This is a genomic window from Nocardioides seonyuensis, assembly GCF_004683965.1.
In the GTDB taxonomy this organism is placed as follows: Bacteria; Actinomycetota; Actinomycetes; order Propionibacteriales; family Nocardioidaceae; genus Nocardioides; species Nocardioides seonyuensis.
The window spans coordinates 2,959,042-2,972,776 of sequence record NZ_CP038436.1 but is presented as its reverse complement, the minus strand read 5'-3'; the positions used below and the strand labels follow the sequence as shown (position 1 = coordinate 2,972,776).

The 13,735-nt window shown below is 69.9% G+C and carries 8 protein-coding genes; 7 read left to right on the top strand and 1 reads right to left on the bottom strand.

What is annotated here, in order from left to right:
- Nucleotides 1-18: 18 nt before the first annotated feature.
- From EXE58_RS14435 to glgB, 4 genes are read left to right on the top strand one after another with little or no spacing between them, the layout of a single operon-like run.
- Nucleotides 19-2,010: an alpha-1,4-glucan--maltose-1-phosphate maltosyltransferase gene (locus EXE58_RS14435; protein ID WP_135268529.1), complete on the top strand. Its 1,992-nt coding sequence runs from the start codon at nucleotides 19-21 to the stop codon at nucleotides 2,008-2,010.
- A 20-nt stretch (nucleotides 2,011-2,030) separates the two neighbouring features.
- Nucleotides 2,031-3,764: a maltose alpha-D-glucosyltransferase gene (treS, locus tag EXE58_RS14430; protein ID WP_135269606.1), complete on the top strand. Its 1,734-nt coding sequence runs from the start codon at nucleotides 2,031-2,033 to the stop codon at nucleotides 3,762-3,764.
- A complete protein-coding gene (locus EXE58_RS14425; protein WP_135268528.1) occupies nucleotides 3,757-5,208 on the top strand; it encodes a maltokinase N-terminal cap-like domain-containing protein in 1,452 nt (483 codons plus the stop codon). The genes treS and EXE58_RS14425 overlap by 8 nt, the downstream gene beginning before the upstream one ends.
- A complete protein-coding gene (gene glgB, locus EXE58_RS14420) occupies nucleotides 5,205-7,100 on the top strand; it encodes a 1,4-alpha-glucan branching protein GlgB (protein WP_135268527.1) in 1,896 nt (631 codons plus the stop codon). The genes EXE58_RS14425 and glgB overlap by 4 nt, the downstream gene beginning before the upstream one ends.
- 52 nt (nucleotides 7,101-7,152) lie before the next feature.
- Here glgB and EXE58_RS14415 read toward each other — a convergent pair whose 3' ends face one another.
- Nucleotides 7,153-7,989 carry a hypothetical protein gene (locus EXE58_RS14415; protein WP_135268526.1) on the bottom strand — a complete coding sequence of 279 codons (837 nt, stop codon included), beginning with the start codon at nucleotides 7,987-7,989 and terminating at the stop codon, nucleotides 7,153-7,155.
- Between the two features lie 141 nt (nucleotides 7,990-8,130).
- Between EXE58_RS14415 and EXE58_RS14410 the strand changes: the two genes are divergently transcribed.
- From EXE58_RS14410 to ppdK, 3 genes are read left to right on the top strand one after another with little or no spacing between them, the layout of a single operon-like run.
- Nucleotides 8,131-9,969, top strand: a complete 1,839-nt coding sequence (locus EXE58_RS14410; protein WP_135268525.1) for a multicopper oxidase domain-containing protein — start codon at nucleotides 8,131-8,133, stop codon at nucleotides 9,967-9,969.
- Nucleotides 9,970-10,001: 32 nt separating this feature from the next.
- The gene (locus EXE58_RS14405; RefSeq protein WP_135268524.1) at nucleotides 10,002-11,036 is read left to right on the top strand and encodes an NUDIX hydrolase; all 1,035 of its coding nucleotides are present in this window, start codon (nucleotides 10,002-10,004) and stop codon (nucleotides 11,034-11,036) included.
- Nucleotides 11,037-11,058: 22 nt separating this feature from the next.
- Entirely contained in the window at nucleotides 11,059-13,725 is a 2,667-nt protein-coding gene (ppdK, locus tag EXE58_RS14400; RefSeq protein ID WP_135268523.1) for a pyruvate, phosphate dikinase, read from the top strand.
- Nucleotides 13,726-13,735: the final 10 nt, after the last annotated feature.

Sequence of the window (13,735 nt, the reverse complement as noted above, 5' to 3'; positions counted from 1 at the left end):
GTTCGCAAGTGTGGGGGCATGGTTGGACGCATACCCGTGATGGACGTCTCCCCCGTCGTCGACCTCGGCCGCCGGCCGGCGAAGGCGACGGTGGGCGAGCCGATGCCGGTGCGGGCGACGGTGTTCCGCGAAGGCCACGACCAGCTCGCCGCGGAGGTGGTGGCCATCGACCCCCGGGGCGAGCGGCGGCCGCCCCTGCGGATGACCCGGGCCGGCGACGTGCCCGACCGCTACGAGGCGTGGGTGACGCCTGACCTCGAGGGGTCGTGGTCGTTCGAGGTGCACGCCTGGTCCGACCCGCTCGCCACCTGGCAGCACGACGCCGGCCTGAAGATCCCGGCCGGCGTCGACGTGGAGCTGATGTTCACCGAGGGTCGGCTGCTCCTCGAGCGCGTGCTGGACGGCGGTGACCTCGACGCCGCGGCCCGCCGTCTCGTCGCAGGAGGGATCGAGGCGGCCGGTGACACCACGCGCCCCGTCGGGGCCCGCCTGGCCGCCCTGCAGGACCCCGCGCTCGGTGCTGTCCTGCTCGCCCACCCGCTGCGCGAGCTGACGACAGTGGAAGGGCCGTTCCGGATGTACGCCGACCGCCAGCGCGCGCTGTTCGGCAGCTGGTACGAGTTCTTCCCCAGGTCCGAGGGCGCGACCAGGGACCCGAAGACCGGCGAGGTCACCAGTGGCACCTTCCGCACGGCGGCCGAGCGTCTCGACGCCGTCGCCGAGATGGGCTTCGACGTCATCTACCTCCCGCCGATCCACCCCATCGGCGAGGTCAACCGCAAGGGCCCGAACAACCAGGCATCGACCTCCACCGTGGACGACCCTGCCCCGGAGGACTGGCCCGGATCGCCGTGGGCCATCGGCAGCCGCCACGGCGGGCACGACGCGGTGCACCCCGACCTCGGCACGCTCGACGACTTCGACGCGTTCGTGGCGCGCGCCGGCGAGCTGGGCCTCGAGGTGGCGCTGGACCTCGCCCTCCAGGCAGCTCCCGACCACCCGTGGGTGACCGAGCACCCCGAGTTCTTCACCACCCGCGCCGACGGCTCGATCGCCTACGCCGAGAACCCTCCCAAGAAGTACCAGGACATCTACCCGATCAACTTCGACAACGACCCGAAGGGCATCTGCCGCGAGGTGCTGCGCGTGGTGCGCCACTGGATGTCCCACGGCGTGCGGATCTTCCGCGTGGACAACCCCCACACCAAGCCGCTGGCGTTCTGGGAGTGGCTGCTCGCCGAGGTGCGTCGTACCGACCCCGACGTGCTCTTCCTGTCCGAGGCCTTCACGCGCCCGGCGATGATGCACGCTCTCGGGTCGGTCGGCTACCACCAGAGCTACACCTACTTCACGTGGCGCACCGGCAAGCAGGAGCTGGCCGACTACCTCCTCGAGGTCTCCTCGGAGTCCGATCACGTGATGCGGCCCAACTTCTTCGTCAACACCCCCGACATCCTCCACGCCTACTTGCAGTACGGCGGCCCCGCCGCCTTCCGGATCCGTGCGGTCCTGGCGGCCTGTGGCTCCCCGAGCTGGGGTGTCTACGCCGGCTACGAGCTCTTCGAGCACGTGGCCGTGCGACCGGGCAGCGAGGAGTACCTCGACTCCGAGAAGTACCAGGTCCGGATCCGGGACTGGGAGGGTGCAGAGGCGGAGGGACGCACGCTCGCGCCCTACATCACGCGCCTCAACCAGCTCCGGCGCCAGCATCCCGCGCTCCAGCAGCTGCGCAACGTCACCATCCACTCCAGCGAAGACGACCAGGTGCTGGTCTTCAGCAAGCGGGCGGACGACGACGTGGTCATCGTGGTGGTCAACCTCGACCCCCACGGCACCCACGAGACGATGGTCCACCTCGACATGCCGGCCCTCGGGCTCGACTGGCACGACTCGTTCGTCGCCCACGACGAGATCACTGGAACCGACTGGAGCTGGGCACAGCACAACTACGTCCGCCTCGACCCCGGCGGCGAGCCTGCCCACGTCATCAGCGTCAGGAGTCCCCGTTGACCCACCACCACTCCGAGGACATGCCGTCCGACCCCACGGCGGCGACCGAGGTCCTCAACGCCGAGCCAGAGTGGTTCAAGACGGCCGTCTTCTACGAGGTGCTCGTGCGGTCCTTCCGCGACAGCAACGGCGACGGCACCGGCGACTTCAAGGGCCTGATCGAGAAGCTCGACTACCTCGAGTGGCTCGGGGTCGACTGCCTGTGGGTGCCGCCGTTCTTCACCTCGCCCCTGCGTGACGGCGGCTACGACGTGGCCGACTACACCGGCATCCTCCCCGAGTGCGGCACGGTCGAGGACTTCCACGAGTTCATGGACGCCTGCCACCAGCGCGGCATCCGGGTGATCATCGACTTCGTCATGAACCACACCAGTGACGCGCATCCGTGGTTCCAGGCCAGCCGTGAGGACCCCGAGGGCCCGTTCGGCGACTTCTACGTCTGGTCCGACACCGACGAGCTATACGAAGAGGCCCGGATCATCTTCGTCGACACCGAGCCGTCCAACTGGACCTGGGACCCGGTGCGCCAGCAGTACTTCTGGCACCGCTTCTTCCACCACCAACCGGACCTCAACTTCGACAACCCCCGGGTCCGCGAGGCGATGCTCGAGGCGATGGCCTTCTGGCTCGACATGGGCCTGGACGGGTTCCGGCTCGACGCCGTCCCCTACCTCTACGAGCGGCCCGGCACCAACGGCGAGAACCTCAAGGAGACCCACGATTTCCTCAAGGAGGTGCGCCGCTTCGTCGACGACAACTACCCCGGCCGGGTGCTGCTGTGCGAGGCCAACCAGTGGCCCGCCGACGTCGTGGAGTACTTCGGCGACCCCTCGGTCGGGGGCGACGAGTGCCACATGGCGTTCCACTTCCCCGTCATGCCGCGCATCTTCATGGCGGTGCGTCGCGAGTCGCGGTTCCCCATCTCGGAGATCCTCGAGCAGACACCGTCCATCCCGGACGGCTGCCAGTGGGGCATCTTCCTGCGCAACCACGACGAGCTGACCCTGGAGATGGTCACCGACGAGGACCGCGACTACATGTGGTCCGAGTACGCCACCGACCCCCGCATGAAGGCCAACATCGGCATCCGCCGTCGGCTGGCTCCCCTGCTCGACAACGACACCAACCGCATGGAGCTCTTCACCGCACTCCTGCTGTCGCTGCCGGGATCCCCGGTGCTCTACTACGGTGACGAGATCGGGATGGGCGACAACATCTGGCTCGGGGACCGCGACGGCGTCCGGACCCCGATGCAGTGGACCCCCGATCGCAACGCCGGCTTCTCCTCGGCGACGCCCGGCCGCCTCCACCTTCCCGCCATCCAGGACCCGGTCTACGGCTACCAGTCGGTCAACGTCGAGGCCCAGCTCGAGAACTCCTCCTCGCTGCTGCACTGGACGCGCCGCCTGGTCCATGCGCGGCGGCGGCACCCCGCCTTCGGCCTCGGGACCTTCACCGACCTGGGCGGTTCCAACCCCAGCGTCCTGTCCTACGTCCGCGAGGTCGACGCCCCCGACTCCCCCGACGGCACCCGCGACATCGTGCTGTGCGTCAACAACCTCTCGCGCTTCGCGCAGCCCGTCGAGCTCGACCTGCGCCAGTGGGAGGGGATGGTGCCGATCGAGCTGCTCGGCGGGGTGCCCTTCCCGGCCATCGGGGAGCTCCCCTACCTGCTCACGCTCGGTGGCTACGGCTTCCTGTGGCTGCGGCTGACCGAGGGCGCCACCCACCACCCGGAGGCGAGCCATGACTGACCCTGCCACGACCGATCCCCTGGCCCTGCACCTGCGCGACCACATCGCCGAGGCGCGGTGGTTCGGCGGGAAGGGACGCGACTGGCGGCTGACCTCGGTGCGTCGTGTCGGTGAGCTGCCTGGCGCTCCCGACGGAGGCCGGGTGGCGGTCGAGATCGCCGAGCTCCAGTACGACGACGGCCCCGGCGAGGTCGAGCTCTACCAGCTGCCGCTGGTGTCCTACCCCGAGGCGCACGAGCGTCTGGCGCACGCCTTCGTCGGCGAGTGGGACGACGACCTCGGGCACGTGTTCGTCTACGACGCCCTGCACGACCGGGAGTCGATGGCGCTCTACCTCCGAGCGTTCGCGGCCGCCGAAGACAGGGCGCCCGCGCAGCACGGCCTCGCCTTCCACCGCGTGGGGGACCACGAGCTCGACATCGAGGCCCACTCGACCCTGTTCCCGGGCGAGCAGTCCAACTCCTCGGTCGCATTCGGCGAGGACGCGATGCTGAAGGTCTTCCGCAAGGTCACCCCCGGGATCAATCCCGACATCGCGATCCACCGGGTCCTCACCGAGTCCGGGTCCGACCACGTCGCGGCCCTCTACGGGTGGGTCGACCTGGTCGACGACTCCGCAGAGGGTGACACGGTCCAGCTCGCGATGCTCCAGCAGTTCCTCCGCACGGCCAGCGACGGGTGGGAGCTCGCCCTCTCCAGCGTCCGCAACCTGTTCACCGAGGCCGACCTGCACGCCGACGAGGTCGGTGGCGACTTCGCCGGCGAGGCCGCCCGCCTCGGCACCGCGCTGGCCGAGGTGCACACCACCCTCGCCGAGCAGTTCCCCGTCGAGACCCTCGACGCGCGGGCCGTCGCCCGGCTGGGCTCCGCCATGCACGGCAGGCTCGACGACGCCCTCGACGTCGTACCCGCCCTGGCCGAGCACGAGGCGGCTCTCCGCGCGACGTTCGACCGGCTCGCCGCACTCGAGTCGGTCCAGGTCCAGCAGGTGCACGGCGACCTGCACCTGGGCCAGACGCTGCGCACCGTCAAGGGGTGGAAGTTCCTCGACTTCGAGGGCGAGCCCGCCAAGCCGCTGGCCGAGCGGATGCGCCCCGACTCCCCCTGGCGCGACGTCGCGGGGATGCTCCGCTCCTTCGACTACGCCCCGCGCGTGGTGGCACTCACCAGCATGACCGCCGAGCCCGGCGGGGAGGCCGAGCAGCAGGCCTACCGCGCCGCGGAGTGGGCCGACCGCAACCGCTCCGCCTTCCTGGCGGCCTACGTCGAGGGACGAACCCTCACCGACGAGGAGGACGCGCTGCTGCAGGCCTACGTCGCGGACAAGGCGGTCTACGAGGCCGTCTACGAGACCCGCAACCGGCCGGGCTGGGAGGGAATCCCCCTCGACGCGCTCGGACGGATCACCCACGGTGCACCACACGACGGAGGAAGCCGCGCATGACCGACACGAGCCTGCCGGGCGATCTCGACATCCACCTCATCCACGAAGGCCGCCACGAGGAGCTGTGGCGCGTGCTCGGCGCCCAGGTGGACGACGACCGCGGCGGCACGAGCTTCCGCGTCTGGGCGCCGAACGCCCTCGAGGTGCAGGTGGCCGGGCAGTGGGCCGGATGGGACGGCGCCCAGCACCCGATGGCCCGCGTGGGCGACTCGGGCGTGTGGCACGTGCACGTGGCAGAGGCCGGGGTGGGTGATCAGTACAAGTACCGCCTCCGGACGGCGGACGGCGCCTGGGTCGACCGCGCGGACCCCGTCGCCGCCTACGCCGAGAAACCCCCTCGCACGGCCTCGGTCGTGTGGAGGTCCCAGCACGAGTGGGGCGACCAGGAGTGGCTCGACCGGCGCAGTGAGAGGCAGCCGGCCGACGCACCGATGTCTGTCTACGAGGTCCACCTCGCCTCGTGGCGCAAGCACCCCAACCGCGACGAGCCCGGCAGCGAGCTCTACTCCTGGGACGAGATCGCCGACTCGCTCGTCCCCTACGTCGCTGACCTCGGGTTCACCCACGTCGAGCTCATGCCGGTCATGCAGCACCCCTTCGGCGGGTCCTGGGGCTACCACGTGACCTCCTACTTCGCCCCCGACTCACGGTTCGGTGACCCCGACGGCCTCAAACGACTGATCGACCGGCTGCACCAGGCCGGGATCGGCGTCATCCTGGACTGGGTGCCTGGTCACTTCGCCACCGACGAGTGGGCGCTGGCCCGTTTCGACGGCACGCCGCTCTACGAGGACCCCAATCCCCAGCGCGGGTGGCACAAGGAGTGGGGCTCCCACATCTTCAACTTCGGTCGCCACGAGGTGCGCAACTTCCTCTACGCCAACGCGGTCTACTGGCTCGATGAGTTCCATGCCGACGGGCTGCGCGTCGACGGCGTCGCGTCCATGCTCTACCTCGACTACGCGCGTGAGGACGGTGAGTGGAGCCCCAACAAGCACGGGGGCAGGGAGAACCTCGAGGCCGTGCAGTTCCTCCAGGAGATGAACGCCACCGTCTACAAGCGCATCCCCGGCATCGTCACGATCGCCGAGGAGTCCACCTCCTGGCCTGCCGTGACCGGTCCGACCAGCGACGGCGGCCTGGGGTTCGGGTTCAAGTGGAACATGGGCTGGATGCACGACTCGCTGGACTACATGGCGGTCGACCCTCTCTACCGCAACCACCACCACGGCGAAATGACGTTCTCCCTCGTCTACGCCTTCTCCGAGAACTACGTGCTGCCGATCAGCCACGACGAGGTCGTGCACGGCAAGGGGTCGCTGCTGCGCAAGATGCCCGGCGACCGCTGGAAGCAGCTGGCCAACCTGCGGGCCTACCTGGCATTCATGTGGGCCCACCCGGGCAAGCAGCTGCTCTTCATGGGGTGCGAGTTCGGCCAGGAGTCCGAGTGGGCCGAGAGCCGCGAGCTCGACTGGTGGCTCCTCGAGCACCCCGAACATGCCGGCGTCCACGCGATGGTGCGCGACATGAACCACACCTACGCCGCGTCCGGCGCCCTCTGGGGCCGTGACAACGCCCCCGAGGGCTTCGCCTGGCTCGACGCCAACGACGCGGGTCACAACACCTTCTCGTTCGTACGACGCGCCCCCGGCGAGCCCGACGTGGTCTGCGTGTCCAACTTCGCGGGCAACCCCCACGAGAACTACCGCCTGGCGCTCCCCACGGCCGGCACCTGGCACGAGGTCCTCAACACCGATGCCGAGGCCTACGCAGGCTCGGGCGTGGGCAACCTCGGCGCGATCACCGCGGTCGAGGGCGGACACCACGGGCAGCCGGCCCACGCCGACATCGTGGTGCCCCCGCTGGCGACGCTCTGGTTCCGCAAGGCCTGACACGCAGGACCCGGAGGACGCCAGGCGTCCTCCGGGCCCTCCGAGCGTCACGTCACATGACGTGGATCATCTTGACCATGCCCATCATCGAGTGGGGCATGCCCTTCATCTTCGGGTCCGGGAAGAAGCAGAGCAGGACGTACTGGCCCGCGGGCACGTCGTAGTCCATCGTCATCTGGCGTCCCGGGCTGAGCACGTCGGTGTGTGCTCCGCCGGACAGGACCCACGCGGGCTCCTCCTCGCTCTGGAGCCCATCCATGACGTCGTCGATCGTGGTGCCCTCCTCGACCTGCACCATGGAGAGGAAGTGCGGCTGGGTGTCGGAGTTCTTGAACCTCAGCGTGCCCTTGGTGGGCAGGTGATCGGCTCCTCCCCACTTCATCCCCTTGCGAGCAGTGATGGTGCCGTCGACCGAGGGCGTCCCAGACTTCTTGACGGCGCCCACCTCGAACGTGGTCGGCCCCATGACCTTGTTGGCCATCACCGCGGCGATGTAGGTGCCGGCGCGCGGCAGCACGACGGTGCCGGTGCTCCCGGAGGAGAGCCCGCCGTACCACGTGGTGTTGGCGACGGCGCGCTTGAGCGCCTTCATGTCGCCCTTGTTCGCGGCCTTGTAGTCGGTGGACAGCTCGCGCAGGGTGTAGCCCTTCGCGAGGGACATGATGGTCACCGGCGCCGGCTGACCCTTGACGGTGAGCTTGACCCGGCCGGCACGCAGGCCGCTGGTGCCCTTGAGCTTGAGCGATCCCTTGGCCACGGTGATGATGAGCGACTGCCCGGCCTGTTGCTCGGCCTGTACGGCGGACGCGGACGTCGTGACCAGGGCCGGGACGGAGACCAGGACACCGGCACAGGCCAGGGCCAGTCCGGTGCGTAGATGAGTGAACATGCGGTGGTGCCCCCTACGAGTGAGTGATAGACGGCCCATGGTGCGACGCACCGCGGGATCCGTCATCAGCAATTCTGCGGTGGTCCAGACCGGACGAAAGAATGTGTGGCGCGAACTGCGAGGAAGCGGATAATCCGCCGGATGAGGGGGAGATACCGCGCGGCCGCGCTCCTGGTCATCGGCACGGTGCTGGCGGTGCTGGCACCCACGCTCGGCAGTGGCGGCGAGGCCGGATCCACCGTGGGAGCCGGCGCCCAGGCGGCGGCACCGCGCTCGGCCACGCTGGTGATCGAGGCCAAGGGCTCGACCTACGTGCCGGCGACCGTGACCGTGGGCGGCGGCGGCACGCTCACCGTCGTCAACCTCGACACCTATGACCACACCGTGACCTCCACGGCCGTCGACGAGCGCGGCGAGCCCCTCTTCGACGTGCGTGTGGACGCCGGGACGACGGCGACGGTGACGGGCGTGGAGAACCTCGCCAACGGACGCTACGACTACATCTGTCGCTTCCACCCGTTCATGCGCGGCACGCTCGTCGTCGAGGACGCGACCGGCGGGGTGGGCGCCGAGCCGGTCGCGTTCGAGCAGCCCCTGGTCGTGCCACGAGTGCTGAAGGGCACCGACGTCCGCATCCCGGTACGGCAGGCGCCGGTGCGGATACTGCCCCGCGGACCCCGCACGATGATGTGGACCTACGGCGGCGACTATCCCGGCCCCACGATCCTCGGCCGCGCAGGCCGGGAGAGCAGGGTGACGTTCGCGCACCGACTGCCACGACGGGCCGGACCGCTCACGACCCACCTGCACGGTGACCACCACGCCTCCAGCGAGGACGGGCAGCCCACCACGAACCTCATCCGCCGAGGGAGCTCACGGACCTACCGCTACCCACTGACCTACGGCGGCAGGCCCGCGCCGGCCTCCTTCTTCTTCTACCACGACCACCGCATGGACAGGACGGCCCGGAACAACTGGCGCGGACTGCAGGGCATGTTCCTCGTCGAGGACGCAGCCTCTCGCAGGCTGCGGCTGCCGAAGGGGCGGCGCGACCTCCCCCTGATGATCTCCGAGCGCTCCTTCACCTCGGGCAACGCGCTGGCCAACCCGTTCGCAGACGGCCCCACCATGCACGGGCACCACGGGACGATGTCGTTCACCGGACCGGGGAGCCCGCCCGACGACCACACGGTCGGCTCGCACGTCATCGTGAACGGCCGCTACGCGCCGTACCACCGGGTGAGCGCCACGCGCCACCGGCTGCGCCTCCTCAACGCCGCGCCGTTCACCGCCTACAACCTCTCGCTCTCGGACGGACGGCCCTTCGTCCAGGTGGGCACCGGGAGCGGGTTCCTCAGGACTCCGGTCGTGCGCACCGAGATCAACCTCGGCCCTGCCCAGCGCGCCGACGTGGTCGTGGACTTCACGGGTCTCTCGGGCCAGGACGTAGTCCTCGAGTCGGTGCCCGCGCAGGACGAGCGTGGGACGGGCTCGCGGACCGCGCCGATCATGCAGTTCCGCGTGGGCCGTCCCGCGCGCGACCCTTCCCGCCTCCCCTCGCGGCTCCCCTCCCCGAAGCTGGTCAGGGCGCCTGCCGAGGTGAGCAAGACCTGGACCTTCGACCTCGGCGGAGGCAAGCGCCACGGCACGTTCTGGGCAGTCAACGGCAAGGCCTTCGACCCCGATCGCCCCGACCACCGCGTGCGTCTCGGCACCACCGAGCGCTGGCGGCTGCGCAACACCAGCGACATGACGCACTACGTCCACATCCACGCCGAGCAGTGGCGCACGGTCTCCCGCGACGGAAACCGGCCACCACCGTGGGAGCGGGCGCTGGAAGACACCTGGCGGCTGGATCCGGGTGAGTACGTCGACGTGGCCGCTCGCTTCCTCGACCACGCGGGACCCTTCATGATCCACTGCCACATGCTCGACCACGAGGACCACGGGATGATGGCCCGCTTCGACGTGGTCCGCTGAGCCGTCTGGGGCCAAGTGACTAGGGTGGCCGAGTGGCCCAGGTCCAACCCACGCTCACCGACGGCGTGATCGCGCTCCGTCCATGGCGCGACGAGGACGTCGAGGCGGCCGTGGCGGGCCACGACGACGAGACGGCCCTGTGGCTCGGCTGGGACGCGACCGACGTCTCGGTCGAACGCCTGCGCGAGCGCGTCGGTCAGTGGCGCGAGGACTTCGACGCCGACCGCCGGCGCTCCTCCTTCGTGGTCGAGCACGAAGGCCGCGTCGTCGGGAGCGTCGAGGTGACGCTGCGCCAGCAGGGCACCGGTGAGCTGCGCTGGACCCTCTACGCCGGCAACCGCGGACGCGGCTTCGCCTCCAGGGCGGTCCGGGTCCTGGTCGACTGGGCCTTCGCCGAGGAGGCGGAGGGCGGGCTCGGGCTCCAGCGCGTGGAGGCGAGGATCGACCCCCGCAACGAGGCCGGCCGCCGGGTTGCCACCCGCGCCGGACTGCGACTGGAGGGCACCCAGCGGATCGTGCCCGGTTCCGGTGACCGCGCCGACTCCACGGGAGCGATGGTCTATGCACGCCTCGTGAGCGACCCTCCACTGAGCGACCCCGAGAGCTTCCGGGCACTGCTCAACTCCTTCCTTCCGCGCAAGCGGGCGATCGGGCAGCTCCTCGTGCGCGACCCGGACGGGCGCGTGCTGCTCTGCCGGCTGACCTACAAGCAGGACTGGGACCTCCCCGGCGGCGTGGTCGAGGTCGGCGAGTCACCGCGCACCGCCGTCGAGCGCGAGGTCGAGGAAGAGCTCGGCCTCCGTCTCCGGGCCGAGTCGCTCCTCCTCACCGACTGGCTCCCGCCGTGGGGCGGGTGGGACGACGCCCTCTGCCTCGTCTTCGACGGTGGCATCCACGAGCCCAAGCTCCTGGACGGGGTGGTCAAGCAGGAGCGCGAGATCCGCGAGGTCCGCTTCTGCTCCCTCGAAGAGGTCGACGAGCTCGCCGCCGACTTCACCGCCAGGCGGGTCCGCGCGGCGGTGGCGACCGAGGGTGCTCCCTACACCGAGTCGGGTCGAGCCCGCTAGCGGGGAGTGATTAGATCGTCCGGTGACTACCTGGGTGCACGACTTCGGTGACGGTGACAAGGACCAGAAGGACCTCCTCGGCGGCAAGGGGGCCAACCTCGCCGAGATGACCAATCTCGGCCTGCCTGTCCCACCGGGGTTCACGATCACCACTGAGGCCTGCCGCGCCTACCTGGGCGCCGGGGGCGAGGTTCCCGGTCTCGTCGACGAGGTCAGCAGTCACCTCGCGGATCTCGAGCGTGCCATGGGTCGCAGCCTGGGCGACGGCGACGACCCGCTGCTCGTCAGCGTCCGCTCGGGCGCCAAGTTCTCCATGCCCGGGATGATGGAGACGGTCCTCAACGTCGGGCTCAACGACGAGTCGGTCCACGGCCTGGCGCGCAGGAGCGACAACGCGCGCTTCGCCTGGGACTCCTACCGTCGCCTCGTCCAGATGTTCGGTGCCACCGTCATGCACGTCGACGGAGAGCTCTTCTCCAGGGCCCTCGACGAGGCCAAGCGCGACAAGGGCACCGAGTCCGACCTCGACCTCGACGCCGACGACTTCCAGCGGCTGGTCGAGACCTTCAAGTCGGTCGTCCGGACAGAGACGGGACGCGACTTCCCCCAGGAGCCGCGGGAGCAGCTCGAGCTGGCCATCCGCGCCGTCTTCGACTCCTGGAACACCGACCGGGCGCGGCTCTACCGTCGCCAGGAACGGATCCCAGAGGACCTCGGCACCGCCGTCAACGTGCAGGCGATGGTCTTCGGCAACTTCGGCATGGACTCCGGCTCCGGCGTGGCGTTCACCCGCGACCCCGCGAGCGGTGAGCAGGGGGTCTACGGCGACTACCTTCAGAACGCTCAGGGCGAGGACGTCGTGGCGGGCATCCGCAACACCGTCTCCCTGGCCGACATGGCCGAGATCGACCGACGTTCGCACGACGAGCTGCTGGACATCATGGCGCGGCTCGAGAGGCACTACCGCGACATGTGCGACATCGAGTTCACCGTCGAGCGGGGCAAGCTCTGGATGCTCCAGACGCGGGTCGGCAAGCGCACGCCCGAGGCGGCCTTCCGCATCGCGGTCCACATGGTCGACGAGGGCCTGATCGAGATGGACGAGGCCGTCCTGCGCGTCACCGGCGACCAGCTGGCGCAGCTGATGTTCCCGCGGTTCGACGCCTCGTCCGAGCGCTCGCTCCTCGCCACGGGCATGAACGCCTCTCCGGGGGCTGCGGTCGGCAAGGCGGTCTTCGACTCCGACACCGCGGTGGAGTGGGCCGAGGCCGGCGAGGACGTCATCCTGGTCCGCAAGGAGACCAATCCCGACGACCTGCGCGGGATGGTGGCTGCGCGCGGGATCCTGACCAGTCGCGGCGGCAAGACCTCGCACGCCGCCGTCGTGGCCCGGGGCATGGGGCGCACCTGCGTGTGCGGCGCCGAGTCACTGGACGTGGACAGCTCGGCCAAGCAGTTCACGGTGCGCGGCGGTGAGACCGTCCGCGAAGGTGACGTGATCTCCATCGACGGCACCACGGGCGAGGTGTTCGCCGGGGCGGTGCCGGTCGCCGACTCGGTCGTCGTACGCCACTTCGAGGGCGAGAAGCTCGACGACGACCTGGCGCACGCGGTCGCCAGGATCATGGCCCACGCCGACGGTGCCCGCCGTCTGCGCGTGCGTGCCAACGCCGACACCCCGGAGGATGCTGCCCGAGCACGTCGTTTCGGCGCCCAGGGCATCGGTCTGTGCCGCACCGAGCACATGTTCCTCGGCGAGCGACGGACCCTGGTGGAGAAGCTGATCGTGGCCGAGGGCGACGACGGCCAGGAGGCTGCCCTGCAGGGCCTGCTCCCCCTCCAGCGACAGGACTTCACCGAGATCCTGGAGGCGATGGACGGCCTGCCGGTGACCATCCGCCTGCTCGACCCGCCCCTGCACGAGTTCCTGCCCGACCTCACCGACCTCAGCGTCGACGTGGCGCTCGCAGAGGAGCGCGGCGAGGTCGACGAGCACGCCCGGACCCTGCTCACGCACGTGCGCCGTCTCCACGAGCAGAACCCCATGCTCGGCCTGCGTGGCGTCCGGCTCGGCATCCAGATCCCCGGGCTGTTCCGCATGCAGGCCCGGGCCATCGCCGAGGCGGCCGCCGACCGCAAGGCCGCCCACGGCACGCCTCGTCCCGAGATCATGGTCCCGCTCGTCGCGAGCGTGCGCGAGCTCCAGATCGTTCGCAACGAGATCGACCGCGTCATCGCCGAGGTCGAGGAGGACCGCGGCGTCAAGCTCGACATCGCGGTCGGCACCATGATCGAGCTCCCTCGCGCAGCCTTCCTCGCCGACCGGATCGCCAAGACCGCGGACTTCTTCTCCTTCGGCACCAACGACCTCACCCAGATGGCGTGGGGCTTCTCCCGCGACGACGTGGAGTCGGCGTTCTTCTCGCGCTACTTCGAGCACGGCATCTTCGACGTCTCGCCGTTCGAGTCGCTCGACCAGCTCGGCGTGGGCGGCATGGTCGAGATGGGTACGACGAAGGGGCGCGAGACCCGGCCCGACCTCAAGGTGGGCGTCTGCGGCGAGCACGGCGGCGATCCGCTCTCCGTGCACTTCTTCGACCGGGTGGGTCTCAACTACGTCTCGTGCTCGCCCTTCCGCGTGCCGGTCGCGCGGCTCGAGGCAGGACGGTCGGTGCTCGAGAAGCGCTGACCGGCCCTCT